Origin of the sequence: Mesorhizobium sp. M0991 (genome assembly GCF_040318915.1) — a bacterium.
Lineage (GTDB): Bacteria > Pseudomonadota > Alphaproteobacteria > Rhizobiales > Rhizobiaceae > Mesorhizobium.
On the sequence record NZ_JAMYNE010000001.1, the window covers coordinates 48,906 to 75,621 of the forward strand.

Annotated in this window: 25 protein-coding genes; 19 read left to right on the plus strand and 6 right to left on the minus strand. The window is 63.1% G+C overall.

Annotated elements, in window-relative coordinates:
• Position 1: 1 nt before the first annotated feature.
• Positions 2 to 1,219, minus strand: a complete 1,218-nt coding sequence (locus NKH70_RS00215; RefSeq protein WP_352717309.1) for a urate hydroxylase PuuD — start codon at positions 1,217 to 1,219, stop codon at positions 2 to 4.
• A gap of 139 nt (positions 1,220 to 1,358) precedes the next feature.
• On the opposite strand from NKH70_RS00215, the gene NKH70_RS00220 reads away from it, so the two are divergent.
• The 4 genes from NKH70_RS00220 to dps all read left to right on the plus strand — a co-directional run bounded on the left by NKH70_RS00220 (position 1,359) and on the right by dps (position 5,249).
• Positions 1,359 to 2,279 carry a LysR family transcriptional regulator gene (locus tag NKH70_RS00220; protein ID WP_352464534.1) on the plus strand — a complete coding sequence of 307 codons (921 nt, stop codon included), beginning with the start codon at positions 1,359 to 1,361 and terminating at the stop codon, positions 2,277 to 2,279.
• Between the two features lie 75 nt (positions 2,280 to 2,354).
• Positions 2,355 to 3,362 carry an LLM class flavin-dependent oxidoreductase gene (locus NKH70_RS00225; RefSeq protein WP_353024760.1) on the plus strand — a complete coding sequence of 336 codons (1,008 nt, stop codon included), beginning with the start codon at positions 2,355 to 2,357 and terminating at the stop codon, positions 3,360 to 3,362.
• Positions 3,359 to 4,612, plus strand: coding sequence for an LLM class flavin-dependent oxidoreductase (locus NKH70_RS00230; RefSeq protein WP_352717306.1), 1,254 nt, complete (start codon positions 3,359 to 3,361; stop codon positions 4,610 to 4,612). Before NKH70_RS00225 ends, NKH70_RS00230 begins: the two co-directional genes overlap by 4 nt.
• Before the next feature lie 148 nt (positions 4,613 to 4,760).
• Entirely contained in the window at positions 4,761 to 5,249 is a 489-nt protein-coding gene (gene dps, locus NKH70_RS00235; protein ID WP_352915165.1) for a DNA starvation/stationary phase protection protein Dps, read from the plus strand.
• A gap of 43 nt (positions 5,250 to 5,292) precedes the next feature.
• On the opposite strand, the gene NKH70_RS00240 is transcribed toward dps, so the two are convergent.
• The 5 genes from NKH70_RS00240 to uraH all read right to left on the minus strand — a co-directional run bounded on the left by NKH70_RS00240 (position 5,293) and on the right by uraH (position 11,232).
• Entirely contained in the window at positions 5,293 to 5,796 is a 504-nt protein-coding gene (locus NKH70_RS00240; protein ID WP_352915163.1) for a hypothetical protein, read from the minus strand.
• A 70-nt stretch (positions 5,797 to 5,866) separates the two neighbouring features.
• The gene (gene xdhC, locus NKH70_RS00245; RefSeq protein WP_352915248.1) at positions 5,867 to 6,961 is read right to left on the minus strand and encodes a xanthine dehydrogenase accessory protein XdhC; all 1,095 of its coding nucleotides are present in this window, start codon (positions 6,959 to 6,961) and stop codon (positions 5,867 to 5,869) included.
• Between the two features lie 62 nt (positions 6,962 to 7,023).
• Positions 7,024 to 9,375: a xanthine dehydrogenase molybdopterin binding subunit gene (gene xdhB, locus NKH70_RS00250; RefSeq protein WP_352717302.1), complete on the minus strand. Its 2,352-nt coding sequence runs from the start codon at positions 9,373 to 9,375 to the stop codon at positions 7,024 to 7,026.
• On the minus strand, positions 9,375 to 10,856 hold the full coding sequence (gene xdhA / locus NKH70_RS00255; RefSeq protein WP_352977083.1) for a xanthine dehydrogenase small subunit: 1,482 nt from the start codon (positions 10,854 to 10,856) through the stop codon (positions 9,375 to 9,377). The genes xdhB and xdhA overlap by 1 nt, the downstream gene beginning before the upstream one ends.
• Before the next feature lies 1 nt (position 10,857).
• The gene (gene uraH / locus NKH70_RS00260) at positions 10,858 to 11,232 is read right to left on the minus strand and encodes a hydroxyisourate hydrolase (protein ID WP_352717300.1); all 375 of its coding nucleotides are present in this window, start codon (positions 11,230 to 11,232) and stop codon (positions 10,858 to 10,860) included.
• Between the two features lie 173 nt (positions 11,233 to 11,405).
• Between uraH and puuE the strand changes: the two genes are divergently transcribed.
• From puuE to NKH70_RS00335, 15 genes are all read left to right on the plus strand, one after another.
• Positions 11,406 to 12,839: an allantoinase PuuE gene (gene puuE, locus NKH70_RS00265; RefSeq protein WP_352717298.1), complete on the plus strand. Its 1,434-nt coding sequence runs from the start codon at positions 11,406 to 11,408 to the stop codon at positions 12,837 to 12,839.
• Positions 12,840 to 12,902: 63 nt separating this feature from the next.
• On the plus strand, positions 12,903 to 13,751 hold the full coding sequence (locus tag NKH70_RS00270; RefSeq protein ID WP_502908303.1) for a bifunctional allantoicase/(S)-ureidoglycine aminohydrolase: 849 nt from the start codon (positions 12,903 to 12,905) through the stop codon (positions 13,749 to 13,751).
• Positions 13,748 to 14,251, plus strand: a complete 504-nt coding sequence (locus tag NKH70_RS00275) for an ureidoglycolate lyase (RefSeq protein ID WP_352915156.1) — start codon at positions 13,748 to 13,750, stop codon at positions 14,249 to 14,251. Before NKH70_RS00270 ends, NKH70_RS00275 begins: the two co-directional genes overlap by 4 nt.
• The gene (locus NKH70_RS00280; protein WP_352915154.1) at positions 14,251 to 14,844 is read left to right on the plus strand and encodes a nucleoside deaminase; all 594 of its coding nucleotides are present in this window, start codon (positions 14,251 to 14,253) and stop codon (positions 14,842 to 14,844) included. The genes NKH70_RS00275 and NKH70_RS00280 overlap by 1 nt, the downstream gene beginning before the upstream one ends.
• Before the next feature lie 158 nt (positions 14,845 to 15,002).
• Positions 15,003 to 15,203 carry a type II toxin-antitoxin system MqsR family toxin gene (locus tag NKH70_RS00285; protein WP_352977133.1) on the plus strand — a complete coding sequence of 67 codons (201 nt, stop codon included), beginning with the start codon at positions 15,003 to 15,005 and terminating at the stop codon, positions 15,201 to 15,203.
• Between the two features lie 2 nt (positions 15,204 to 15,205).
• The gene (locus tag NKH70_RS00290; protein ID WP_352915151.1) at positions 15,206 to 15,625 is read left to right on the plus strand and encodes a type II toxin-antitoxin system MqsA family antitoxin; all 420 of its coding nucleotides are present in this window, start codon (positions 15,206 to 15,208) and stop codon (positions 15,623 to 15,625) included.
• Between the two features lie 91 nt (positions 15,626 to 15,716).
• Positions 15,717 to 17,699 carry a CocE/NonD family hydrolase gene (locus NKH70_RS00295; protein WP_352915148.1) on the plus strand — a complete coding sequence of 661 codons (1,983 nt, stop codon included), beginning with the start codon at positions 15,717 to 15,719 and terminating at the stop codon, positions 17,697 to 17,699.
• A 155-nt stretch (positions 17,700 to 17,854) separates the two neighbouring features.
• Positions 17,855 to 19,441, plus strand: a complete 1,587-nt coding sequence (locus NKH70_RS00300) for an ABC transporter substrate-binding protein (RefSeq protein ID WP_352464554.1) — start codon at positions 17,855 to 17,857, stop codon at positions 19,439 to 19,441.
• 16 nt (positions 19,442 to 19,457) lie between these two features.
• On the plus strand, positions 19,458 to 20,417 hold the full coding sequence (locus NKH70_RS00305) for an ABC transporter permease (RefSeq protein ID WP_352464556.1): 960 nt from the start codon (positions 19,458 to 19,460) through the stop codon (positions 20,415 to 20,417).
• An 11-nt stretch (positions 20,418 to 20,428) separates the two neighbouring features.
• On the plus strand, positions 20,429 to 21,256 hold the full coding sequence (locus tag NKH70_RS00310; protein ID WP_353024761.1) for an ABC transporter permease: 828 nt from the start codon (positions 20,429 to 20,431) through the stop codon (positions 21,254 to 21,256).
• Positions 21,256 to 22,926, plus strand: coding sequence for an ABC transporter ATP-binding protein (locus NKH70_RS00315; protein WP_352717290.1), 1,671 nt, complete (start codon positions 21,256 to 21,258; stop codon positions 22,924 to 22,926). The genes NKH70_RS00310 and NKH70_RS00315 overlap by 1 nt, the downstream gene beginning before the upstream one ends.
• A 102-nt stretch (positions 22,927 to 23,028) precedes the next feature.
• Complete coding sequence (locus NKH70_RS00320) at positions 23,029 to 23,868, plus strand: alkaline phosphatase family protein (RefSeq protein WP_352717288.1); 840 nt, start codon at positions 23,029 to 23,031, stop codon at positions 23,866 to 23,868.
• A 136-nt stretch (positions 23,869 to 24,004) separates the two neighbouring features.
• Positions 24,005 to 24,568 (plus strand): sigma-70 family RNA polymerase sigma factor, encoded by a 564-nt coding sequence (locus NKH70_RS00325; RefSeq protein ID WP_352452243.1) that lies wholly within the window; start codon positions 24,005 to 24,007, stop codon positions 24,566 to 24,568.
• Complete coding sequence (locus NKH70_RS00330; RefSeq protein ID WP_352915145.1) at positions 24,565 to 25,233, plus strand: anti-sigma factor; 669 nt, start codon at positions 24,565 to 24,567, stop codon at positions 25,231 to 25,233. Before NKH70_RS00325 ends, NKH70_RS00330 begins: the two co-directional genes overlap by 4 nt.
• Complete coding sequence (locus tag NKH70_RS00335) at positions 25,223 to 26,674, plus strand: S8 family serine peptidase (protein WP_352977085.1); 1,452 nt, start codon at positions 25,223 to 25,225, stop codon at positions 26,672 to 26,674. The genes NKH70_RS00330 and NKH70_RS00335 overlap by 11 nt, the downstream gene beginning before the upstream one ends.
• The last annotated feature ends 42 nt before the right edge of the window (positions 26,675 to 26,716 follow it).

Below are 26,716 nucleotides of genomic sequence, written 5' to 3' on the forward strand. Positions count from 1 at the left end.
GCTATTTCCCCGCGCCTTCGAACCATGCCACCAGCAGCGCCCGTTCCTTGTCGGTGATCTGGGTGACGTTGGCGGGCGGCATGGCGTGGCTGCGCCCGGCCTGCAGGTAGATCTCGCCGGCGTGCTCGGCGATGCCGGCATCGGTATCGAGCATCACGCCCTTCGGCGCGTGGTAAATGCCCTCGTAGGACGGCTCGGCCGCGTGGCACATCGAACAGCGGCCAAGCACTGTATCACGCACGGCGGGAAAATGCGCCGAGGCGACGTAGACCTGTGCCGCCGAGGACGTTTTGACCTCGCCGGTCAGCAGTTTCGGCACCGTCGACAGCCAGATGATGACGACGAACAGGACGGCCGCCGCCAGCCAGGTCCAGGTCGGATTGCCTTTGCGCGCATGCCTAGTGTTGAAATAGTGCCGGATCAGCACGCCGATGATGAACACCAGCGAGGCGATGACCCAGTTGAACTCTGTCCCGAACGCCAGCGGATAATGGTTCGACAGCATCAGGAACAAAACCGGCAGCGTCAGGTAATTGTTGTGCAGCGAGCGCTGCTTGGCGATCTTGCCGTATTTCGGATCGGGCTTGCGGCCGGCGATCAGGTCGGCGACGACGATCTTCTGGTTGGGGATGATGACCATGAAAACGTTGGCCGACATGATCGTCGCGGTGATGGCGCCAAGATGCAGGAAGGCGGCGCGACCGGTGAACAGGTGGGTCAGTCCCCAGGCCATGAATACCAGCACCCCATACAGCACCAGCATCAGGCCGGTGTCGCTGTTGCCGAGCGGCGAACGGCACAAGAGATCGTAGACCACCCAGCCGACGCCGATCGTCGCCAGCGACAGCAAGATGCCTGTAGGCACCGACATGGCAAGGACATTCGGATCGATCAGGAACAGGTCCGCCCCGGCATAGTAGACGACGCACAGCATGGCGAAGCCCGACAGCCAGGTGGCGTAGGATTCCCATTTGAACCAGGTCAGGTGCTCGGGCATTTCGGCCGGCGCCACCAGATATTTCTGCACGTGGTAGAAGCCGCCACCATGCACCTGCCATTCCTCGCCGAAGGCTCCGGCAGGCATGCCCGGACGCTGGCGCAGCCCGAGGTCGAGCGCGACGAAATAAAAGGACGATCCAATCCAGGCGATGCCGGTAACGACGTGCAGCCAGCGCACGGCGAAACTCAGCCAATCCCAGAATATCGCGAAATCCATCATGAAAAATCGTCCCTGCCGATCGGCTGACTTTACGGGCTGGAGCGCAAACGGAAAGGGCCGAGCTGCACGATGACTTTCAAAAAAAATTGGAAAATACTAGGCTGATCATACGCAGCCACATGAGAGCCACGGAAGCCGCATGGCCTATCTCGACAACATCGCCGTTTTTGTCCGCGTCGTCGAGCTCGGCAATTTGTCGGCGGCTGGGCGCGACATGCGCATTTCGCCGGCGGTCGCTTCCAACCGGATCAAGGAGCTCGAGAAGCACCTGGGCGTCAGGCTGTTCAACCGCACGACGCGGCAGTTGATGCCGACCGAGCACGGCACGGTGTTCTACTCCGGCGCCAAGCAGGTGCTGGAGGCGGTCACCGAGGCGGAAGCGGCGGTCAGCGCGTTATCCGGCCAGCCGCGCGGCACGATAAAGGTGACAGCGCCGCTCGGCCTCGGGCGGCGGCTGGTGGCATCCGGCATCCCGGATTTCCACGACAGGTATCCAGATATCGAGGTGCGGCTCCGGCTTTCCGATCACAATGTCGATATCATGAAAGAAGGCATCGACGTTGCCTTCCGGCTGGGCATTATCGAGGATTCCAGCCTCAGGATGCGCGGCATCATGGAATGCGAGCGCGTGCTGGTAGCGGCTCCGCAATATCTGGACGTGCGCGGCGAGCCGACCGAGCCGCAGGAGTTGATCGGCAAGAAGCACGATTGCCTGATGCTGCGCTATTCCGGCGCGCGCGAATATGTGTGGACGTTGCAGACGCCGAACGGGCCACAAAAGTTCGAGGTGCACGGCCCCTACGATACCGATGATGGCGACGTGCTGACCGGCTGGGCGCTGTCCGGCCGCGGCATCATCAACAAGCCGCGCTTCGAGGTCGAGCCGTTTATCCGCGACCAGCGGCTGAAGGTGATCCTGAGCAATACGCCGCCGACGCCGGTGCAGTTTGCCGCCGTCTACCCGCACAAAAAGCTGCAGGATCCGAAGGTGCGGCTGTTGCTCGACTTCATGGCCGAGCGCTGCCAGCGGCTGATCAGGGATATTCTGGCCGGCAAATGATCGCCGGCTGGCCGGTTGCTTTCCGTCCAGCCGACGAGATAATTCCCAAGGAATCTCGCTCAACAGGGAAAAGCGATGGCCAACGGCGCCACCATGTGTCTCGCCGTTTCACTGTCTCCGGAAGCCGCCCCTTCCCATCCGCCCGACGCCGGCCTGGACTTCAGTCTGCTGACGCGGTTCGTGCAAGAAGCCGAAGCGGCCGGTCTGGACATGGTGTTGCTCGGCGATTCCGCGCCGGTTGCAGGCGGGCTGAACCGGCAAATGCGCTTCGAAGCAACGACCTTGGTGGCGGCCCTGGCGACGGTGACAAGCAGGATCGGCCTCGTCGCTGCAGCGTTGACGGTCGCCCACCAGCCCTACAATCTCGCGCGCCGTTTCGCTTCGCTCGATATTATCAGCCATGGCCGCGCCGGCTGGAACGCGAGCATGATGCCCGAACCGCGCGAGGCGGCCAATTTCAGCCGACCGGAAGGGTTTTCCGGCGACGATTTCCGCCTGCGCGCCGAGGAATTCATCGGCATCGTGCAAGGCTTGTGGAAAGGTCGGGACGCAGACGCGCTGCTGTTCGACAAAGTTGGCGGCCGCTTCTTCGATCCCGAGAAGATGCACCTTCTCGACCACAAGGGCGAATATTTTTCCGTGCGCGGGCCGCTCAACGTGGCGCGGTCGCCGCAGGACACGCCGGTGCTGGTCATGTCCGGCCTGTCCGAGCCCGACATGGATATCGCCGCCCGCACCGCCGATGTCCTCCTGCTGGATGAGCGATCGATCGACTGGGCTGGCGAGCTGAAGCGTCGTGCGCTTGCCTTCGGGCGCAGGCCGGAGGGGCTGAAAGTGCTGATGAATGTTACCGTCAGCGCCGAAATAATCGCCGCGCCGGACATGTTTGCGGACAGGCTCGAAGAGTGCTTTCGCTCGAAAGCCTGCGACGGTTTCAGCATCGACACGCCGCTCACGTCGGCGCTCGACGATTTCATCGGCCTCGTGCTGCCGGAGCTTCGCCGCCGCGGCCTTGTCCGGTCCGGCTACAGCGCGGCGACACTGCGCTCCCACCTCGGGCTTGCCGGGGAGGATCGGCAATGAGCGCCGGTCGAGGCCAGATGAAGCTCGGCGCCTTCCTGTGGGCGACAGGCCACCACATCGCCGCCTGGCGCCATCCGCAGGCGCATGTCACGGCCGGCATCGACATCGACCATTACATCCAGCTGGCGCGGACGGCGGAGGCGGCGAAGTTCGACATGATCTTCTGCGAGGACGCCGCCGGCGTGCGCGAGGCCAATGTCAACATCGCCAGCCAAACGTCGCGCTCGATCGGCTTCGAGCCGATCAGCTTGCTTGCCGCGCTCGCCGTCCAGACGGAGCGCATCGGCCTCGTCTCCACGGCGTCGACGAGCTACAACGAGCCTTACGGGCTGGCGCGGACCTTCCTGTCGCTCGACCATCTGAGCGGCGGGCGTGCCGGCTGGAACCTTGTCACTTCGGCCAGCCAGATCGAGGCCGCCAATTTCGGCTCGACCGGTCTGCGCCCACATGCGGACCGTTACGGACGGGCGCGCGAATTCGCTGCCGTGGTTGCCGGCCTTTGGCGAGGCCAGGGTGGACACGAAGGCAGAAGTTTTTCGGTGCGCGACCCGCTCGATCTGCCGCGCTCGCCACAAGGTTCACCGGTCATGGTACAGGCGGGAGCGTCGGACGAGGGTCGTGACCTCGCCGCCCGGACCGCCGACGTGGTCTTTACGGCGGCGCAGACATTCGAGGAAGCGAAGGCCTTCTACGACGACCTCAAGGGACGGCTGGCTGCCTATGGGCGCAAGCCGGACGACCTCAAGATCATGCCCGGCGTCGCGCCAGTCGTCGCGGCAAGCGAAGCGGAAGCCCGGGCAAAACATGATGAATTGCAGGAACTGATCCCGGACGACGTCGGTGTCGCGCTGCTTTCCAGCTATCTCAGCATATCCGATCTCGCGCGCTATCCCATTGACGGACCGCTGCCGGAGCTGCCGGCCAGCGAAGGCATGCAGAGCCGGCAGGCGCTGGTCATCGAGCAATCCCGCCGCGACAAGCTGTCCATTCGCCAGCTTGCCCGCCATTTCGCCGGCGCGCGCGGCCATTGGCGCGTCGTCGGAACGCCGGCCCAGATCGCCGACGAGCTCGAGGCACGCTTCGAGGGTGGCGCGGCAGACGGTTTCAACGTCATGCCGTCCTATTTTCCCGGCGAACTCAATGCCTTTGCCACGCTTGTCGTGCCGGAGTTGCAGCGGCGCGGGCTGTTTCGTACGGATTATGAAGGCAGCACGTTGCGCGACCACCTGGGCTTGAAACGGCCGGCGTAAAACGACGAGCGGAACGAAAGTCGGAGATCGCCGTTTTGGGATGCTGTGCCGCGCGGCGATGATGGGCGTCTGCGCGCATGTTCGATTGACCTTCCACAAACTTCACCCTCTTCAAACCAGGCGGACGCAACCGCCACAGGAGCCGACCATGGATGCCATCGCCACCCGCAACGACCTGCAATCCAACGCCAAGAAAGAGTGTATCGATCTTCTCAACGCCCGCCTCGCCGACGCCATCGATCTGGCGCTGGTCACCAAGCAGGCGCACTGGAACGTCAAGGGACCGCAATTCATCGCCATCCATGAGATGCTCGACACGTTCCGCGAGGAGATCGACGGCCATGTCGACACCATTGCGGAGCGCGCCGTACAGCTCGGCGGCACGGCGCTCGGCACATCGCAGGAGGTGTCGAAGGCGACTATGCTCGAGGCCTATCCGACCGACATCCACAAGACCCGAGATCATCTGGCGGCGCTGATCGACCGCTATGCCGCAACCGCCAAGCGGGCACGCGCGGCAATCGACGAAGCGGCAGGTGCGGGCGACGCCGACACCGCCGACATCTTCACCGCCTATTCACGCTCCCTCGACAAATTGCTGTGGTTCCTGGAGGCACATACGCAGGAGAAGGAATAGCTCTTTTTGGACGGCGCTATTTCCTCGGCGCGCCGAGGTTCGATTAGAAATTCCTCTCGAACTTCGGCACCTCGAGCTTCACCCGGCGATTTAGCTCATCGTGTCCGCCCTGGAACGCGGTGTAGCTAATGCTGGTTTTCTTGGAACAAAGCTGGAAATCTCCTGTCCATTTGCGACCAGCCCATTCGATGTCTTCCCACGGAATAAAGCGTGGGGGCACGAATGGCTGTCGAATCCCTACGCCCTCGATGTTCCAAAAGACCACACGAAGATAGAAGAACCAAATCCACCCGATCAGAGTCAGACCAAAGCCAACCAGCAGGCCATATACCCAGGGAAGTTGCTCGCTCCTTGTTTCGCTATATCCGGCAACCAAAATTATCGCGACAAAGCCCGCAAGCAGGACCGCAAACACATGCAAAAACCAGGTGGCGCGGAGTGTTTGCTCGCCGGCGTGTCGCGTAGCGCGCGTGCGCGATCCTATGGCAAACGCCAGAGAAACCGCAAAAGCGGCCAGAAGCGCTCCGACAAGCTGTTTCACCAACATGTGCTGCTCGTGTTTTCTCGGTCTTACGGCGCCAACTGCTCCATAAGCCAAGGTCTTCCGTACAAAAGCATCAAAAAGTCTGCGAGGATGCGGTCGACCGACCGCCGCTTGGTGCTTTGGGGTACTCTGTTAGTCCGTTGACAGGTAAATGACACCTCGCCAGCGCCGTCATGATCTCGGCTGCGGCGAGCGCGGCGATCACCTGCGGGCGCTTGTCATTGATTGCATAACCGCCGATCGGCGAGACGAGGCGGTCAAATTCCGCCTCGCTTCCGTCCGCCGATTTCAGGAACCAGTTCCGAAACGTCGCCTTCTTGGTCTTGGAACCGATCATGCCGACATAGGCGGCATCGCGGCGTTTCAGCGCCTCGGCGACGATCAGGAAATCCAGCGCGTGGTCGTGGGTGAGGACGACAAAGGCGGAGCCGGCCGGCGCCTTGCGAACCACCGCCTCAGGCATCGGCGTCAGCTTGGTTTCGACCGCTTCCGGCATGCCTTCCAGCGCTTCGGCTCGCGTCTCGACAACGACGACATGCACCGGCAGCAAGGCCACCGCCGAGGCCAGCGCCTGGCCGACATGGCCGCCGCCGAAAATGTAAACATGCGGCAGCTGCGCCTCCTCGGCCTCCGCCTCCGCAACAAGCTTGGCCTCAAGCGCGGCGTCGACCAGCCGGATCAGCAGCTCGACCCTGCCGCCGCAGCACTGCCCGATCTCCGGGCCTAGCGCGATGTCGAGGGTGGCGCGGATATCCCTCCCCCTTGAGGGGAGGGTGGCGGCGAAGCCGCCGGGTGGGGTCGCCGCGGCAGTGCTCGACGCTCTGGCGGTGCCTTCTGATACGACCCCCTCTGGCCGCTCCGCGGCCTGCCCTTCGCTATGGCTCCGGGCGTTCGTCGCTGAAAAAGTCAAATCGTTGGCTTTTTCTCGGCCATTGGCCGGCCGCTCCTCACCCCCCTCAAGGGGGGAGAAAAGCATCTGCCGCGCTTTGTCGATCGCCATATATTCGAGCTGGCCGCCGCCGATCGTGCCAAAAGTGGCCGATCCTGAGACGAGCATGAAGGCACCCGTCTCGCGCGGCGTCGAACCTTTTGTCCCGGCCACCTCAACCAAGGCGACCAGGCCGGCACCGGCAAGAAAGGCTTTCAGGCTCTGCACTTTCGCGTTCATCATTCGCGTTCCCTATTGGGAAATATAGAGTTTTTCGGCCTGAATTGCACGTTTTCCGGGATTCAAGTGCCGGTCTTGGCTTCCCGCTTCAGCCGTTCGATCGCCATCAGCACACGCTCCGGCGTGGCCGGCGGGTCGAGGCGCGGGCAGATTTTGTGGCTGGCAACGCTCGCCACTGCGTCCGACAGCGCATGCAGCACCGACATTGCGAGCGGAAAGGGCGGCTCGCCGACCGCCTTGGAGCGGTGCACCGTCGGCTCGCCTGCTTGCGCCCAGTCGGCCAAAGTCACATTAAAAATCTTCGGCCGGTCCGACGCGAGCGGGATCTTGTAGGTCGATGGCGCATGGGTGCGCAGCCGCCCCTTGTCGTCCCACCACAGTTCCTCCGTCGTCAGCCAGCCCATGCCCTGGATGAAGCCGCCCTCGATCTGGCCGAGATCGATGGCGCGGTTCAGCGAGCGGCCGGTTTCGTGCAGGATGTCGGTGCGCTCGACGATATATTCGCCGGTCAGCGTATCGACCGAGACTTCCGAGCACGCGGCGCCATAGGCGAAATAGTAGAAGGGGTGGCCCTCGCCCTTGTCGCGGTCCCAATGGATTTTCGGCGTCTTGTAGAAACCCGCCGCCGAAAGCTGGATGCGCGCCATATAGGCCTGCCTGACGAGATCCGCGAAGGCGATCTCCTGGTTGCCGATGCGCACGCGGTTGGGCAAGAACAGCACCTGGTCGCGCGGCAACTGGTATTTCTCGGCGGCGAAATTGGTCAGCCGGTCCTTGATCTGGCGGGCGGCGTTCTGCGCCGCCATGCCGTTGAGATCGGAGCCGGAAGACGCGGCGGTGGCCGAGGTGTTCGGCACCTTGCCGGTCGTCGTCGCGGTGATCTTGACCTGATCGAGGTCGATCTGGAACTCTTCCGCCACAACCTGCGCCACCTTGACGTAGAGGCCCTGCCCCATCTCGGTGCCGCCGTGGTTCAGATGAACCGAACCATCGGTATAGACATGCACCAGCGCGCCGGCCTGGTTGTAATGGGTGGCGGTGAACGAGATGCCGAACTTGACCGGCGTCAGCGCCAGTCCGCGCTTGATGAAGCGGCTGTTGGCATTGAAAGCATCGATGGTGCGGCGGCGCCTCGCATAGTCGGAACTCGCCTCCAGCTCGGCGACGATGCGGTAGATGATGTTGTCCTCGACCGTCTGGTGGTAGGGCGTGATGTTGCGGTCGCTGGTGCCGTAGAAATTCTTCTTGCGGATTTCGAGCGGGTCCTTGCCGACGGCAAACGCGACTTCGTCGATGACGCGCTCGGCGCCGACCATGCCTTGCGGGCCGCCGAAGCCGCGAAAGGCGGTGTTCGATACCGTGTTGGTGTAGAGTGGCGCCGATTGCGCGTGCACCGCCGGCCAGAAATAGGTGTTGTCGCAATGGAACAGCGCGCGGTCAGTGACCGGGCCGGAGAGGTCGGCCGAGAAGCCGCAGCGCGCCGCGAACATGAAATCTACGCCCAGAATATTGCCCTCGTCGTCGAAGCCGACCTCGTAGTCGACGAGGAAATCGTGGCGTTTGCCGGTGGCGATCATGTCGTCGTCGCGGTCGGGCCGGATTTTCACGGCCCGATGATGTTTCTTCGCGGCGATAGCGGCCAATGCCGCAAACTGATTGCCTTGCGTTTCCTTACCGCCGAAAGCGCCGCCCATCCGGCGGATTTCCACCGTCACCGCGTGGCTCGGAACACCGAGCGCATGGCTGACCATGTGCTGGATTTCGCTCGGGTGCTGGGTCGAGGAATAGATGGTGACGTCGTTGTCCTCGCCAGGGATGGCCAAGGCGATATGGCCTTCGAGATAGAAATGCTCCTGGCCGCCGATGCGCATTTTTCCCTTCAGCCGGCGCGGCGCCGCGTTGATCGCAGCCGCTGCATCACCGCGCTTCAGCGTCAGCGGCGGCGTGACCAGCTTGTCTTTCCGGGGATCGAGCTCGCCGATATCGGCGACGAACGGCAATTCCTTGTATTCGACCTTGGCCAGCCTCGTCGCGCGGCGCGCCTGCTCGCGGGTTTCTGCGATGACGCAGAAGATCGGCTGACCGAAAAATTGCACCTTGCCGTCAGCCAGCACCGGCTCGTCGTGACGGCCGGTCGGCGAAATGTCGTTCTCGCCTGGCACGTCGCTCGCCGTCAGCACATCGATGACGCCGGGTGCGGCGCGCACCGCCGAAAGGTCCATGCTGGTGATGGTGGCACTCGTCGCCGTCGAAAGCCCAAGGCAGCCGTGCAGCGTGCCGGCCGGTTCCGGCATGTCGTCGATATAGACGGCCGTGCCACTGACATGCTTGTGCGCGGAATCATGGCGCTGGTCGGTGGCGACGCCGCCGGCGATTTTTTGCGCCTTCAGGTTTGGGGTGGCGTGCTTGTTCATCATGCCGCCTCGTGCCGTGATACCTGGATCGGCGCCCGGGTGCCGGTGGTTTCGGCAAAGAAGCGCAGCAGCAGGTTGCGTGCCGCCAGCGCCCGGTATTCGGCGCTTGCCCGCATGTCGGTTAGCGGGGTGAAATCGCCGGCGTACGCGGCAATCGCCGCCTCGACCGTCGCTTCCGTCCAGGGCTTGCCAAGCAATGCCTTTTCGACGCCAAAGGCTCGCTTCGGCGTTGCCGCCATGCCGCCATAAGCGATGCGCACATCCGCCACCGTGCCATCACCGGCGAGCTTCAGGAAAAACGCGCCTAGGGCTGCTGTGATGTCTTCGTCGCGGCGCTTGGTGATCTTGTAGACGGCAAATTTCGTCTCGCTGCCCGGCACCGGAACATGCACGGCCTCGACGAATTCGCCGGGCTGCCGGTCCTGCTTGCCATAGGCGATGAAAAACTCCTCGAGCGGGATCGTTCGACGCTTGTCGCCGCGGCGCAGTGTCAGGCGGGCACCGAGTGCGATCAGCGGCGGCGGCGTGTCGCCGATCGGCGAACCGTTGGCGATATTGCCGCCGATTGTGCCCATGTTGCGCACCTGGTCGCCGCCGATGCGATCGAACAGCGGGCCTAGCGTCGGGATGCGTTTCGCCAGCGTCGCGAAGGCTTCGCTATAGGTGACACCGGCGCCGATCGAGATGATGCCCTTGTCCTCGGACATTTCGCACAATCCATCGAGATTGCCGATGAAAACCGCCGGCGCAATATCGCGCATGTGCTTGGTCACCCAAAGGCCGACATCGGTCGAACCCGCGACGATAGTGGCGCCCGGCTCCTTGACCAGCACGCTGGCCAGATCATCGGCATTGGCTGGCACGATCAGCCGCTTGTTGCCGGAGCCGATCTCGATGCGCGAACCGTCCTTCATCGCTTCGAGCTTGGCCGTGACTGCCTTGCGCTCCGTCGCCAACGGATCCTTTGCCGCCTTGCCGTAGCTGGAGATGGCACGTGCGGCGCGCATGATCGCCTCATAGCCGGTGCAGCGGCAGAGATTGCCTTGCAGCGCCTTTTCGATGGCGGCGTCCGACGGCTCCGGCGACCGCATCCACAGAGCATAAAGCGACATGACGAAACCCGGTGTGCAGAAGCCGCATTGCGAGCCGTGGAAATCGATCATCGCCTGCTGCACGGGGTGCAGTTTTCCTGCGTCGCCGCGCAGATGCTCGACGGTCACGACATGCGTGCCATCTAGCGAGCCAAGGAAGCGGATGCAGGCATTGACGCTTTCATAGACCAGTGTTCCACCGGAGAGCCTGCCGACCAGCACCGTGCAGGCGCCGCAGTCGCCCTCGGCGCAACCTTCCTTGGTGCCGCGCAGCGAGCGGTCGAGCCGCAGCCAATCGAGCAGGGTCTGGTCGGGTGCAACCGTGCCGAGCGCGACGTCCTCGCCATTGAGGATGAAGCGGATTTCGTCGCGTGTCTTGATCCCGGCCATCTCAGCTTCCCCGGTAGGTCGAATAGCCGTAGGGCGATAGGAGCAGCGGCACATGATAGTGCACCGGCTCGGCCATGCCGAAGCGGATCGGCACATGGTCGAGGAAGGCCGGTTCCGGCAGTTTTGTCCCTTGCCGGCGCAGATAATCGCCGGCCGCAAAGATCAGCTCGTATTCGCCGGTACGGAATTCCGCACCGGCAAGCAGCGGAGCATCGCAGCGGCCGTCATCATTGGTGACGACCGTCTTCAGATGCGTTCGGGCCTGGCCGTCAAGATGATAGAGCTCGATCGACAGACCGGCCGCCGGCTTGCCGGCCGCAGTGTCGAGGACATGGGTCGTCAGGCGCCCGCCTTCGGCTTTCGACGTTTCCGCCACTGGCTGCTCCATTCCCTGCACAGTCGAACACTATTCATGAATTGTGCGCCAATTAAAGGCGATGCATAAGTCCCGGTCGAGCGGAGCGCGACAAAAACACTTTCAAAAATTTCGGGGGAATGCGCAGGCACTCCTTTCGACTATCCTGATCACACTTTCCGGCAGGAGCGAGAATGCGTTACGAACGAGACATGCGCGGCTACGGAGCCAATCCGCCGGATCCGAAATGGCCCGGCGGGGCGCATGTCGCGGTGCAGTTCGTCGTCAATTACGAAGAGGGCGGCGAGAATTGCGTCCTGCACGGCGACAAGGCTTCGGAGGCTTTCCTGTCGGAGATCGTCGGCGCCGCGCCCTGGCCCGGCCAGCGCCACTGGAACATGGAATCGATCTACGAATACGGCGCCCGAGCCGGCTTCTGGCGATTGCTGCGCCTGTTCAGCGCGGCGCAAGTGCCGGTCACCTGCTACGGCGTCGCCACGGCCCTGGCGCGTTCGCCCGACCAGGTTGCGGCGATGCAGGAGGCCGGCTGGGAGATCGCCTCGCACGGGCTGAAATGGATCGACTACCGCGACCACGCCCCGGAAGACGAGCGCCGCGACATGGAAGCGGCGATCCGGCTGCATTATGAGGTCACAGGTGCGCGGCCGACCGGGTGGTACACCGGCCGCACCTCGATCAACACGGTGCGGCTGGCAGCGGAAGAGGGTGGCTTCGACTATGTGTCGGACACCTATGATGACGAACTGCCCTACTGGTTCGAGCATGTGGCACCGGACGGGTCGGCGAAGCCGCAGCTGGTCATCCCTTATACGCTCGACGCCAACGACATGCGCTTTGCCACGCCGCAGGGCTTCAACTCGGGCGACCAGTTCTTTGCCTATCTCAGGGATAGTTTCGACACGCTCTATGCCGAGGGCAAGGCAGGGCGGCCGCGCATGATGAATATCGGCCTGCACTGCCGCCTGGTTGGGCGGCCGGGCCGGGTCGCGGCACTGAAGCGCTTCATCGACTACGTCAAGTCACACGACAAGGTCTGGCTGGCACGGCGCATCGACATTGCAAAACATTGGCAGGAGACGCATCCGTTCCGGTTGCCGGCGCCACGCCCGTCGAAAATGGAATTCGAGGCCTTCGTCCAGGCATTCGGCGGCGTGTTCGAGCATTCGCCGTGGATTGCCGAGCGCGCCTATGAGCTGGAGCTCGGCCCGGCGCATGACAGTGCCGGCGGCCTGCACAACGCGTTTTGCCGCGTGTTTCGCGCGGCAAGCGAGACCGAGCGGCTTTCCGTGCTCAATGCCCACCCCGATCTTGCCGGAAAACTGGCGCAGGCCAAGCGGCTGACGGCGGAATCGACGAGGGAACAGGCTTCGGCCGGGCTCGACGCGCTGACCGATAAGGAGCGCGAGTTGTTCGCAAAACTCAATGCCGCCTACGTCACCAGTTTCGGTTTCCCCTTCATCATCGCGGTGAAAGGCAAGGCCAAGGAGGAGATCCTGGCCGAGCTCGAGGCGCGCATCGCCAATAGTCGCGATGTCGAATTCGAAACCGCCTGCAGACAGGTCGAGCGCATCGCGCTGCTTCGTCTCAAGGACATGCTTCCGCAATAGGCTTTGGCTGCCGCGATAGGCCCTGGCTTCCGCAACAGGCTTGAATTTATGGATATGATGAAAATGGCCGAGCGAACCTATTATGCGCCGCAGGGCGGACATCCCGGCCAGAGCGAATTGCTGACCGGCCGCGCCGTGTTCACGCAGGCCTATGCCGTCATCCCCAAGGGCGTGATGCAGGACATCGTCATCAGCGCATTGCCGTTCTGGGACGGGACACGCGTCTGGGTGCTGTCGCGGCCGCTGTCGGGTTTTGCCGAGACGTTTTCGCAATATATCGTCGAGCTCGCGCCTGGCGGCGGCAGCGACCGCCCTGAGCTTGACGCCGCCGCCGAAGGTGCGCTGTTCGTGGTCGAAGGCGAGCTAAGCGTTTCGCTTGCCGGCAAGAAACATAGCCTAAGGCCGGGCGGCTTTGCCTTCCTGCCGCCGGCGAGCGGATGGACGGTGCGCAATGAAAGCGACGCCGCCGTCCGCTTCCACTGGATCCGCAAGACTTATGATGCAGTTGACGGCATCGACACGCCGCAAGCGTTCTTCGCCAACGAACAGGACATCGCGCCGACGCCGATGCCGGGTACCGAAGGCCGATGGGCGACGACGCGCTTCGTCGATCCGGCCGACATGCGCCACGACATGCATGTCACCATCGTCACGCTCGAGCCTGGCGCGGTCATTCCCTTCGCCGAGACGCATGTCATGGAGCACGGGCTCTATGTGCTGGAGGGCAAGGGGGTCTACCGTCTCAACCAGGACTGGGTCGAAGTCGAGGCCGGCGACTATATGTGGCTGCGCGCCTTCTGCCCGCAGGCTTGTTATGCCGGCGGGCCAGGCAAATTCCGCTATCTCCTCTACAAGGACGTCAACCGCCACGCCAAGCTTGGCAGCGCCGGCGTCGCGAGACCTACACCATGACCCGCATCGTCGCGCGGCCGCTGACCCGCGAGAATTTCGCCGAATTCGGCGACGTCATCGATATGGGCGGCGACAATCATTATTCGATCAATGGCGGCAAGGCCGAGCGCTATCACGATCTCGCCACCGCTGAAGCACGAGGGCCGAATGCGCGCGTGCTGATCTCGATGGTGCGCGGCACGCCCTATGAGCTGCCGTTGAAGCTGACCATGGTGGAGCGCCATCCGTTTGGCAGCCAAGCCTTCATCCCGCTGTCGCCACGGCCGTTCCTGGTCGTCGTCTGCCATGATGGCGAGGAAGGCCCGGGCGAACCGCATGCGTTCATCACCGCGCCCGGGCAAGGCGTCAACTATCCGCGCAATTTGTGGCACGGCGTGCTGACGCCGATCGGCGAGCCGCAGGACTTCCTGGTCGTCGACCGTGGCGGCGACGGCTCCAACCTCGAAGAGTGCCACTTCTCGCACGCCTATGAGATTCATCTTCCCGATGGGAGCCGGTGATGGCTGACATTTCGCTGATCGACCGTCTGCTCGACGTCATCGAGCACGACATCTTGCCGAAGACCGCCGAAGGCGTCGCGCATGGCAACAAGCTGTTCGGCGCGGCGATCCTGCGCAAGGACGACCGCTCGCTGGTGCTTGCCGAAACCAACAACGAGACGGAAAACCCGCTCTGGCATGGCGAGGTGCATTGCCTGAAGCGCTTCTACGAACTGCCGAAAGCCGAGCGCGTCGACACCAGGGACGCGATCTTTCTTGCCACGCACGAACCCTGCTCGCTCTGCCTGTCGGCGATCACCTGGACCGGCTTCGACAATTTCTACTATCTGTTCAGCCATGAGGACTCGCGCGACAACTTCGACATTCCGCACGATCTGAAGATCCTGAAGGAGGTCTTCACCCTCGATCCCGGCGGCTACAATGCCGAGAATGCCTACTGGAAGAGCTTTTCGATTCGCAGACTCGTACGATCGCTGCCCGAGACCCAACGCAAGCGGCTGGAAGCACGGATCGGCACAATTTCCGCCCGCTATGACGAACTGTCCGGCGCCTATCAGGCCGGCAAGGACGAAAACGACATCCCGTTGAATTGAATGCAGCAAAGTTCAATGGCTTGAATTGCCACCTTTATGGTGGCATATTGCGTTATGGAGAAACGCAGACCCACTTACGATCTTGATGCAATCAGGCCGAGCTGGGTTCTGTCGACACGCTGGTAATCACGACGTCCGCCCTGCGGGATGCCATTGGGCTGGGCTTTGATCGCGCCGGTATTGTCGAGGTGATCGGCGGCATCACGCGGAAGATGTTTGTAAAGTCGATGACGACGTTCGCCGACCATCGTGTCTGGCAAGATGTCAATTACGTGCCAGCACGCGACCTGGTTCTTTACGTGAAATTTCAGGCGGACGTCGTGACCGAATTCACAGTCATGTCGTTCAAGGAAAAGTGACCATGGCGATGAAAGAAAATAACGAAACGAATAGCATGATCTCCCCCAAAACAGGAGAAACGCTGACGCGTGGGGTGCGTCCGTTCACTGTGACTTACAAGGGCGAGAGCATGATCGTCGACCTGCCGGGTTATTATCCCTCTTCGGGAAGTGAGGGCGTGCATGTCGGAGACGACATGACCGTCGTCGATGCAGCGCTCCGCATCCTCAAAGAAAAGATCGACGGCGTTCCGGCACCGGCCACCATCCGTCGCGTGCGCACAAAGCTGAAACTTTCGCAACGCGAGGCAGGATCCCTGTTCAAGGTCGGCGAGAACGCTTTCGACAAATACGAACGGGGTCTGATCGAGCCGAGTGGCCCAACCATTCAGCTGATGACGCTGTTGGAAAAACACCCGGAGTTGGTGGACGAGTTGCGGTAGCCGCGCGGCCTCTCTGACAGGTCGCATAATTTGCTGCTCCAGTCGCGAATAGCGATTGAAAGTCGCCTCGCTGCGGGGCGTTATGCCCCGCATGAAAACCGTCACTGAATTTCCCCGCAAGGTTGTCGAATTTCCGGACATGGGGATCGTCATGCCGGACGGCTGCCGCCTGTCGGCGCGGGTATGGATGCCGGCCGATGCTGCCGACGATCCGGTGCCGGCGATCCTCGAGCACCTGCCCTACCGAAAGCGCGACGGCACGATCTACCGCGATCAGCTGACGCATCCCTATTTTGCCGGCCACGGCTACGCCTCGATCCGCGTCGACATGCGCGGCAATGGCGATTCCGAAGGGCTGATGGACGACGAGTATTCCGAGCAGGAATTGCAGGACGCTTGCGACGTCATAGCCTGGGCGGCGGCGCAGCCCTGGTGCAACGGCAATGTCGGCATGATGGGCATTTCGTGGGGCGGCTTCAACTGCCTGCAGGTAGCAGCCAAGCAGCCGGGGGCGCTGAAGGCGGTCATCAGTCTCTGTTCGACGGTCGACCGCTATGCCGACGACATCCATTACAAGGGCGGCTGCTTGCTGATCGAGAATTTCGGCTGGGCCTCGACCATGCTGTCCTATTCGTCACGGCCGCCGGATCCGTTGCTGGCCGGCGACAACAAATGGCGCGACCTGTGGCTGACCAGGCTGGAGAACCAGCCCTTCCTGGCACCGCTGTGGCTGAAGCACCAGCATCGCGATGCCTATTGGAAGCGCGGCTCGATCTGCGAGGACTATTCCGCCATCCATGCCGCGGTGCTGTCGATCGGCGGCTGGCATGATGGCTATCGCAATACGATTTCCCATCTCGCCGCCAATATCGAGGCGCCGGTCAAGGGCATCGTCGGCCCGTGGATCCACAAATACCCGCATTACGCCGCGCCCGAACCGCGCATCGGCTTCCTGCAGGAGGCGTTGCGCTGGTGGGACCGCTGGCTGAAGGACCTCGACACCGGCGTCGAGGCCGACCCCGCCTACCGCGCCTATGTCATGGACAGCGTGCGTCCGGCGCGCTGGCATCCCGAGCGGCCGGGCCGCTGGGTCGCTGAATCGGAATGGCCGTCACCCAACATCAAGACGCAAGAGGTTGAGCTTATCGCTGAAGGCAACTACGCTATCGTCGCTTCGCCGCAAAGCTGCGGCCTTGCCGGTGGCGAATATTTCCCCTTCACCTTTGGACCGGAACTGCCGGGTGACCAGCGCCCCGACGACGCGCTGTCGGTGTGTTTCGACCAGCCGGTGCTGACCGAAGCGGTCGACATCGTCGGTGCTCCCGAAGTTCTGGTCAGGGTTTCGTCGGACCGGTGCCAGGCGAACATCGCGCTTCGGCTGTGCGACGTCCATCCGGACGGAGCGTCGGAGCTGATTTCCTACGGCGTGCTCAACCTGACGCATCGCAACTCGCACGAATTTCCCGAAGCGCTGGTGCCCGGCGAAACCGTCAGCGCCCGGGTGGTGCTCGATCAATGCGCCTATAGCGTGCCGGCCGGCCACCGCTTGCGTGTTGCCATCTCCAACAGCTATTGGCCGATGATCTGGCCGTCGCCGGAGCCGGTCCGGCTGGAATTGTCGGCCGCGACATTGACGCTGCCGCTGCGCCCGCCGGCGAAAGGCGACGAGGTCACCTTCCCCGCCCCCGAAGGCGCCACGCCCTGGGCAACCGAAACGGTCCGCGCCGCCAATTCCGAGCGTCATGTCGATCGCGACGAAAAGACCGGAATGATCACGCTTTCCATCGTCGACGATTTCGGCGAAGTGCGCGATCTGCAACACAGCCTTGCCAATGGCAACATCGCCAGAGAGACATGGGCGATCCATCCTGACAATCCGCTGTCAGCGTCGGGCAAGACGCATTGGACCCAGACGCTGTCGCGAAATGGATGGTCGGTGCGCACCGAAACCTTCGCCGAAATGCGCTCCGACGTGCAAAGCTTCATGGTTAGCGCCAGAATTGAAGCGTATGAAGGCGAGAAACTGGTCTTCGAGCGCAACTTCGTGGAGAAAATCCCGCGCGCACTGCTTTGAGCGCTTATAACGATTGGTCCAATTGCGACGCACGATTTACGCCACGGCATGTCGCATTCGGTCTTGCTTACCGCTTTCCCTTACGGTCATTATTCTCCCAATTGAAAATGAGAAAAACGACCATAAGGTCGGACCAACAGAGTGAGGAACTCAACATGTCTAACGAACTGGAATATCTGAGCCGGCGCGTTGCGTCCGGCAAACTGAGCCGTCGTGATTTTCTCGGCCGGGCGGCAGCGCTCGGCGTCACCGCAACCTTCGCCAATTCGCTGCTTTCCAGCGCTTCCCGCGCGGCGGGTCCGGTCAAGGGCGGCACGCTCAAGGCCGGCCTGGTCGGTGGCGAATCCACCAACAGCCTCGATCCGGCGCTGTTCATGACGCAGGTGCCGTTCGCCTTCGGCAAGATGTGGGGCGAACTGATCGTCGAGCTGTCTCCCGAAGGCAAGCTCGAGAACCGCATTGCCGAGGAGATCGGCTCGTCGGACGACGCCAAGACCTGGACGCTGAAGATCCGCGATGGCGTCGAGTTCCACAACGGCAAGAAAGTGACTGCAGAGGACGTGGCCGCCACCCTCGAACGCCATTCGGACGAGAAGTCGAAGTCCGGCGCGCTCGGTTACATGAAAGGCATCGAGAGCATCAAGGCCAGCGGCAAGGAAGTGGTGCTGACGCTGAAGGAGCCGAATGCCGACCTGCCCTACCTGCTTAGCGACTATCACCTGATCATTCAGCCGAATGGCGGCAAGGACAAGGCCGATGCCGGCATCTCGGCGGGTCCTTACAAGGTCACCACCAACGAGCCCGGCGTGCGCCATGGCGGCGAGCGCTTCGCCAACTACTGGCAGGGCGACAAGATGGGCCATGCCGACCAGATCGAGATCATCGTCATCAACGACGCCACGGCGCGTACGGCGGCCCTGCAGGGCGGCCAGGTCCACATGATCAACCGCGTCGAGCCGAAGATCGTCGATCTGATCAAGCGCGTGCCCGGCGTCACCATCCGCAACCATTCGGGACCCGGCCACTACGTCTTCATCATGCACTGCAACACCGCGCCGTTCGACAACAACGATTTGCGCATGGCGTTGAAGCTGGCGATCGACCGCGAGGAGATGCTGAACAAGGTGCTGCGTGGCTATGGCTCGCTCGGCAACGACTTCCCGATCAATGCATCGTACCCGCTATTCACCGAGATCGAGCAGCGCAAATACGATCCCGACAAGGCCAAGTTCCACTACAAGAAATCGGGCCATGACGGTGCCGTCCTGCTCCGGACGTCGGACGTCGCCTTCCCCGGTGCCGTCGACGCCGCACAGCTGTTCCAGCAAAGCGCGGCCAAGGCCGGCATCAAGCTGGAGATCAAGCGCGAACCGGGCGACGGCTACTGGTCGGAAGTCTGGAACAAGCAGCCCTTCTGCGCCTCCTACTGGGGCGGCCGGTCGACGCAGGACCAGATGTACTCTACCGCCTATCTGTCGACGGCCGACTGGAACGACACACGGTTCAAGCGTCCGGATTTCGACAAGATGGTGCTGGCGGCTCGCGCCGAGCTCGACGAGGCCAAGCGCAAGGCAATGTACCACGACATGGCTGTGATGGTGCGCGACGAGGGCGGCCTGATCCTGCCGATGTTCAATCAGTTCATCGACGCGACGGGCGCCAAGGTTGCCGGCTGGGTGGATGATCCGCATCAGGAGTTGATGAACGGATATGCTCTCGCGAAGTGCTGGCTCGAAGCCTGAGCCCGGCCTTGCGGATATGTCCTCACCCATCTTGAAACTGGTGGCCCAGCGCATTGCGCTGGGCATCATCCTTCTGTTGGCCGTTTCGGTCCTGATCTTCGCCGGCACCCAGATCCTGCCCGGCGACGTCGCACAAGCCATTCTCGGGCAGTCGGCGACACCGGAGTCGCTCGCCAATCTGCGCGAGCAGCTCGGCCTCAATGATCCGGCTTACATCCGTTATTTTCGTTGGCTCGGCGGCATCCTGACCGGTGATCTCGGTACGGCTATGTCGAGCGGTCAGGATATCGCAACCTCGATCAAGGGAAGGCTGTGGAACACGCTGTTCCTCGCCTTCTGGGCGGCGGTCGTCGCGGTGCCGCTGGCGATCATCCTCGGGCTGATCGCGGTGCGCTACCGCAATGGCTGGGTCGACAAGCTGATCTCGGGACTGGCGCTGGCCTCGACGTCCTTCCCGGAATTCTTCGTCGGCTATGTTCTCGTCTTTTTCTTCGCGGTGCAACATCAATGGTTTCCCGCCATTTCCACTGTCTATGACGGGATGCCTTTCGGCGAACGCATTCAGGCCATCGCACTGCCGGCGGCGGCGCTGACCCTGGTGGTGCTCGCCCATATGATGCGCATGACGCGCGCCGCGATCCTCAATGTCATGCAGTCGGCCTATGTCGAAACCGCCGAACTCAAGGGGCTTTCGGCCTTCGCGGTCATCCGCAGGCATGCCTTCCCCAATGCCATTGCGCCGATCATCAACGTCGTGATGCTCAATCTCGCTTACCTGATCGTCGGCGTCGTCGTGGTCGAAGTTATCTTCGTCTATCCAGGCATGGGCCAATACCTCGTCGACCACGTCACCAAGCGTGACGTGCCGGTTGTGCAGGCGGTCGGGCTGATCTTCGCCGCCGTCTACATCAGCCTGAACATCATCGCGGACATAGCGGCGATTGTCGCCAATCCGCGCCTCAGACATCCGAAATGAAGGGGTCGGGCATGCTCGTCATCAAACGCATCCCCATCCCGGCATTGATCGGCATCGTGCTGACGGCACTGTTCGTCTTGGCGGCAATCTTCGCGCCGTGGATCGCGCCGCACGGTAATGCAGAGATCGTCAGCGACGTCCCTTGGGAACCGATGTCGGCGGCGCATTGGCTGGGCACCGACAATCTCGGCCGCGATCTGTTGTCGCGCATGATCTATGGCGCCCGCATCACCCTGTTCATCGCGGTGCTGGCGACCGCGCTGTCGTTCTCGCTCGGCGCCATCCTCGGCTTTTCGGCAGCGGTTTTCGGTGGCTGGTTCGACACGCTGCTGTCACGGCTTGTCGATCTCCTGATGTCGATCCCGACACTGATCATGGCCCTTGTCGTGCTTTCGGTGCTGCCATCCAATCTGGTGACACTGATCCTGGTCATGGGCATTCTCGACTCGACCCGCGTCTACCGCCTGTCGAGGGCGGTCGCCGTCGACATCAACGTCATGGATTACGTCGAGGCGGCCAAATTGCGTGGCGAAGGCAGCGGCTGGATCATCTTCCGCGAAATCCTGCCCAATGCGCTGTCGCCGCTGGTTTCGGAACTCGGCCTGCGCTTCATCTATGCCGTGCTGTTCCTGTCGACGCTGTCCTTCCTCGGGCTTGGCGTGCAGCCGCCGGACGCCGATTGGGGCGGCATGGTCAAGGAAAACAAGGATGGCATCGTCTTCGGCATAGGCGCCGCCCTCATTCCGGCGGCAGCGATCGCAGCGCTGGCGCTTTCCGTCAATCTTGTCGCCGACTGGGTGCTCAACCGCACGACAAGCCTGAAGGGAGGACGCGGGTAATGGCTGACAAGCAACCGAAGCCCGGGCAACCGAAGTCCGGCGTGCTGCTCGACATCCGCAATCTGCGCATCGAGGCCACCGTGTATCCGCCGGGCGAGGCGCCGAAGAACATCGTGCTGGTGCACGATGTCTCGCTGACGCTGGAGAAGGGCAAGGTGCTCGGATTGATCGGCGAGTCCGGCGCCGGCAAATCGACCATCGGCCTGTCGTCGATGGGCTACGGCCGCGGCGGCGTGCGCATCACCGGCGGCGAGGTCATCCTCAACGGCCGGGATATCCTCAAAGGCGGCAAGGAGGGCTTTCGCAAGCTGCGCGGTCGCGAGGTCTGCTATGTCGCGCAATCGGCGGCGGCGGCCTTCAACCCGGCGCACAGACTGATGGACCAGGTGGTCGAAGCGACGCTGCTGCATGGCAGGGCGACACGGGCCGCGGCCGAAAAACGCGCCGTCGCGCTGTTCAAGAAGCTCAGCCTGCCGAACCCCGAAAGCATTGGCGAACGCTTTCCGCACCAGGTGTCCGGCGGCCAGCTGCAGCGTGTGATGACGGCGATGGCGCTGTGTTCCGAGCCCGACCTGATCGTCTTCGACGAGCCGACCACGGCGCTCGACGTGACGACGCAGATCGACGTGCTGGCGGCGATCAAGGACGCCATCCGCGACACTCATGTCGCGGCGCTCTACATCACTCATGACCTTGCTGTCGTCGCGCAGGTCTCGGACGAGATCATGGTGCTGCGCCATGGCCGGCTGGTCGAATGGGGCGGCACCCGCCAGATCATCAAGGAGCCGCGCCAGGAATACACCAACGCGCTGGTTTCGGTGCATGAGATCGAACACCAGGAGCAGAAGCCCGGCACGAGCCCGTTCCTGTCGGTCAAGAACATCACCGCCGCCTATGGCCGCAGTCACATCAAGGTGCTGAAGAACGTCTCGGTCGATATTTTCCCGGGCCAGACGCTGGCGGTGGTCGGCGAGTCCGGCTCCGGCAAATCGACACTGGCGCGCGCCATCACCGGCCTCTTGCCGCCCGAACAAGGCACCGTCACCTTCGACGGACGGCCGCTCGCCAACCGGCTTGCCGACCGGCCGAAAGAGGATCTTCGCCAACTGCAGATGATCTACCAGATGGCCGACGTGGCGATGAACCCGCGCCAGACGGTCGGCACCATCATCGGCCGGCCGTTGGAATTCTATTTCGGTCTGCGCGGAAGGCAACGTGACGCCCGTGTCGCGGAACTGCTCGACAAGATCGAGATGGGCAAGGGTTTTGTCGACCGCTACCCGGCCGAGCTTTCCGGCGGCCAGAAACAGCGTGTCTGCATCGCCCGCTCGCTCGCCGCCAAGCCGAAGCTGATCATCTGCGACGAGGTGACCTCGGCGCTCGATCCGCTGGTCGCCCACGGCATACTGGAGCTGCTGCTCGGGCTGCAGAAAGAGGAAAACGTCGCCTATCTGTTCATCACCCACGACCTGGCCACGGTCAAGTCGATCGCCGATTCGATCGCCGTGATGTATCGCGGCGAAGTGGTGCGCTACGGCGCCAAGAGCACCGTGCTGACGCCACCCTTCGATGCCTATACCGATCTTTTGCTGTCGTCGGTGCCCGAAATGGAGATCGGCTGGCTGGAAAAGGCGATCAAGGGACGCCGCATGGCTAGCGCGGGGAACTAGCGGGCCGGCCATTGCGCGTGACGATCCTGTCCGGGCGTGGATTGAACGGCAGGCCCCAGGCGCACGATCCGACTTATCCGACTAAACCGCATGGAGCCGCCTATGGCGCTCGACACAAAACTGTTGCTCATCATTCTCGACGGCGTGCCTTACCGGAACTGGCGACGGCTGATGGGCAATCTCGAAGGCTGGGTGCAATCCGGCGACGCGCGCGTGTGGAAGATGCGCTCCGTGCTGCCGTCGACCTCGGCATCCTGCTATGCCTCAATCCACACCGGCGTGCCGCCCCAAGTGCACGGCATCCTGTCCAACGAAAACCGGTTTCGCGTCGAACAGCCGGACGTTTTTTCCGAAGTCACGAAGGCCGGCGGCAAGACGGGTGCGGTCACCCATTCCTACTGGTCCGAATTCTTCCGGGGCTATCCGTTCGACCTGGTGGAGGACATGGAGTTCGACGAGCCGGGCGGGCCGATCAGCCATGGCCGGTTCCACACCATGACCGGCTACAATGACAGCAACCAGATGACGCCGAGCGACGTCGACCTGTTCGCGACGTTGACCATGCTGACCAGGCGCTACGGCATCGACTACGGCATCCTGCACAGCTGCACGCTGGACTCGATGGGCCACCGCTTCGGCCATGACTGCCACGAGATGGATCATGCCGTCTATGCAATGGACGCCATGCTCGCCGGCTTCCTGCCGCGCTGGCGGGAGGCCGGCTACGAGGTGATCGTCACCGCCGATCATGGCCAGACCAATCGCGGCCATCATGGCGGCCACGACGAGGAGATGCAGGATTTCGCACTTTACTACTTCGGATCCGGCGAGGGTCCGGAAGCCAATACGCTGCTCGATCAGCTGCAACTCGCGCCGACGGTGCTTGCGCGTCTCGGCGTGCCGGTGCCGGCGACAATGAAGGCCGAGCCATTTCTGAGCTGAGCGCGCGCCCTCTTCTCCCCTCTGGCAACGTTCCCGCTCTTCGGCTAGCCTCCGCAAAATTCCTCGGGCGGATGCGGTGAACCTTTTTGGGCCGATCAGCGACAGAGAAGGCAGGAGCCAGGCGGCTCGACCGGCGATGACTGCCGCGGAGACCGATCGCGCGCTCGTCGAGCGGGTCGCGAAGGGCGACCGTGCCGCCGTGCGGCTCCTGTTCATGCGCCACCACGCGCGGGTCTACCGCTTCGTGGCACGCCAGACGGGATCGGAACTGATGGCCGACGATATCGCGAACGAGGTGTTCCTCGAACTCTGGCGGCAGGCGCCGGCCTTCGAGGGCCGCTCGGAGGTCTCGACATGGCTGCTCGGCATTGCCCGCTTCAAGGCGCTGTCCCTGCTACGCAAGAAGAAGGAAGACTGGATCGACGACGATGACGCGGCCCAGGTCGCCGACGGCGCCGACACGCCGGAAGTCGTGACAATGAAGGAAGACAAGGCCGCTGCCTTGCGACGCTTCATCGATGCCATGCCGGAAGAGCACCGTACGGTGATCGACCTTGCCTATTATCACGGGCAATCGGTGAGCGAGATCGGCGAGGTACTCGGCATCCCGGTCGCCACGGTCAAGACCAGGATGTTCTACGCCCGCAAGAAACTCGGCGAAGCCCTCAAGGCCGCCGGTTACGACAGGGGGTGGCCATGAGCGCCGCTGAAAAAATGTCGCGCCGCGACAAAATGGAAATGCTGCTGCCGTTTTATCTGAACGGCTCGCTGGAGGGCACCGAGCTCGAAGCCATCGAGGAATGGCTGGCGAGCGATCCGGCGGCGATGGCCGCACTTGGCGAGGCCGAGGCCGAATTCTCCGGCACCGCTGCCGCCAACGAGGCAATCCGCCCGCCGGCCGATGCGCTCAGCCGCTTTGCCAGGGCGCTCGACGCCGAGGCCGGCCCGGCCCGCGCGCCTGCGGCATCGTCCTGGCTGGCGCAGGCCTGGAGCCGCTTCATGGCGGTGCCCGCCGGCGTCGCCTGGGCGGCGGCCACGGTGCTGCTGGCCCTGGTCGTCGCGCAATCCTTTGTGCAGACCGGCAACAGAGGTGGCGATTTCGAGATTGCCGGATCGGAGCACGATCTGGCCAAAATGCCGTTTGCACTGGTGAAGTTCAAACCGGATGCGAAGCTGTCCGACATCGTCGCTTTTCTCGACCAGAACCAGTTGAAGATCGCCGGCGGGCCGACCGCCGACGGCGTCTTCCGCCTTGGCGTTCCGGCCAAGACCGCCGCCGACTATCAGAAGCTGCTTGGCCTTATTGCCGCCCAGCCTTTCACCGAAGCTGCCCTGGAGGGAAGGAAACCGGCTGATGGCGGCTAAGGCGGTCATTCGATTGACGGCGGCGATCACAATCTTCGCCGCGTCCGCAATGGCCCAGACCAACGACCCGAACCTCACCCAGGCTGAGATCGACTGCCTGAACCGGGGAAGTGCTGCCAACGCCGACTGCGCCAAGGATGGCGGCGGCGTGAAGGATGGCGGCAAAGCGCCGGCTCCTGGAACGACGGGCGCGGTGTTTCTTCCGGGCTTGATTGTCGACCTGTTCCCCAATCCTACCGCAGTCACCGGGGCGCCGATACCTCCTGGCAATACTGCGGCCCCGCCGTCTGCTCCGCCTTCGGGCGCCCCGGCAACACAGGCTGCCGCGCCGGGCGGTCCGGTGGTTGCGCCGACCGATCTTGTCGCAACCGAGCCGCGGCGCGCCGTGATCGGCGATTTCGTGCCCGACGAGGTGCTGGTCACGATCAATGGCGATGCCGGTGCGGTCCAGCAGATCGCCGCCTCGTTCGGCCTCGAAATACGCTCGCAGCGGCAGTCGCGGCTGCTCGGCAACACGCTGGTGCGCTTCGGCATACCCGATGGCCGCCCGGTCGGCGTCGTGCTGGCGCAACTTGCCGCCAACGGCCGCATTTTGCGGCGTGAGGCCAACCATGTCTATGCGCTGCAGCAGGCGGCCAGCATCGTCAATTATGCGTTCGAGCGCATCGCACTCGACGCCAACGCGGCCAGCGGCGAGAATGTCCGCGTCGGCGTCATCGACACCGGCATCGACGACAGCAACCCGGCGCTTTCCGGCGTTATTGCCGGGCAGTTCGATGCCATGCCCGACGTGCCGATCAAGGCCCGCGACCACGGCACTTCGGTGGACGGCCTGATCGCCGGCACCGGCGCGTTCAAAGGCATGGCGCCGGGCGCCAGGATCTATCACGCCCGCGCCTTCGAGGGCGGCAAGTCGACCATGGACGTGATCCTTTCGGCGCTCGACTGGGCGGCGGAGCAGGATGTCCGCATCATCAATATGAGCTTCGTCGGCCCGAAGAACGACCTGCTCGGCATCGCCTGCCGCAATGCGCGCGCGCTTGGCATCGTGCTGGTCGCGGCCGCCGGCAATAACGGGCCGAAGGCGCCCTATGGTTATCCGGCCGCCTTCGACGGCGTGATCGCGGTGACGGCCACCGATGCCAAGGACGGGCTGATGCCGCAGGCCAATCGCGGCGCCTACGTCTTCATCTCCGCTCCCGGCGTCGAGATGGTGGCGCCGAGCGGCGCCGGCTCGGATGTGGTGACCGGGACCTCCTTTGCAGCGGCGATCGTGACCGGCGCGATCGCCAATCTGTTGCATGCCGCGCCCGACCGCTCCGCCGACTGGGTCGAGAAAGCACTCGCCGCCACGGCAAAGGATCTCGGGCCCAAGGGGCGCGACAATGATTTCGGCTTTGGGCTTCTGGACACCAAGGCGGCCGAGGCGGCGAAGAACTAAGTCTCGTGTTTGAAGCTTCTGCCTTATCAAAGCTCAATCAGT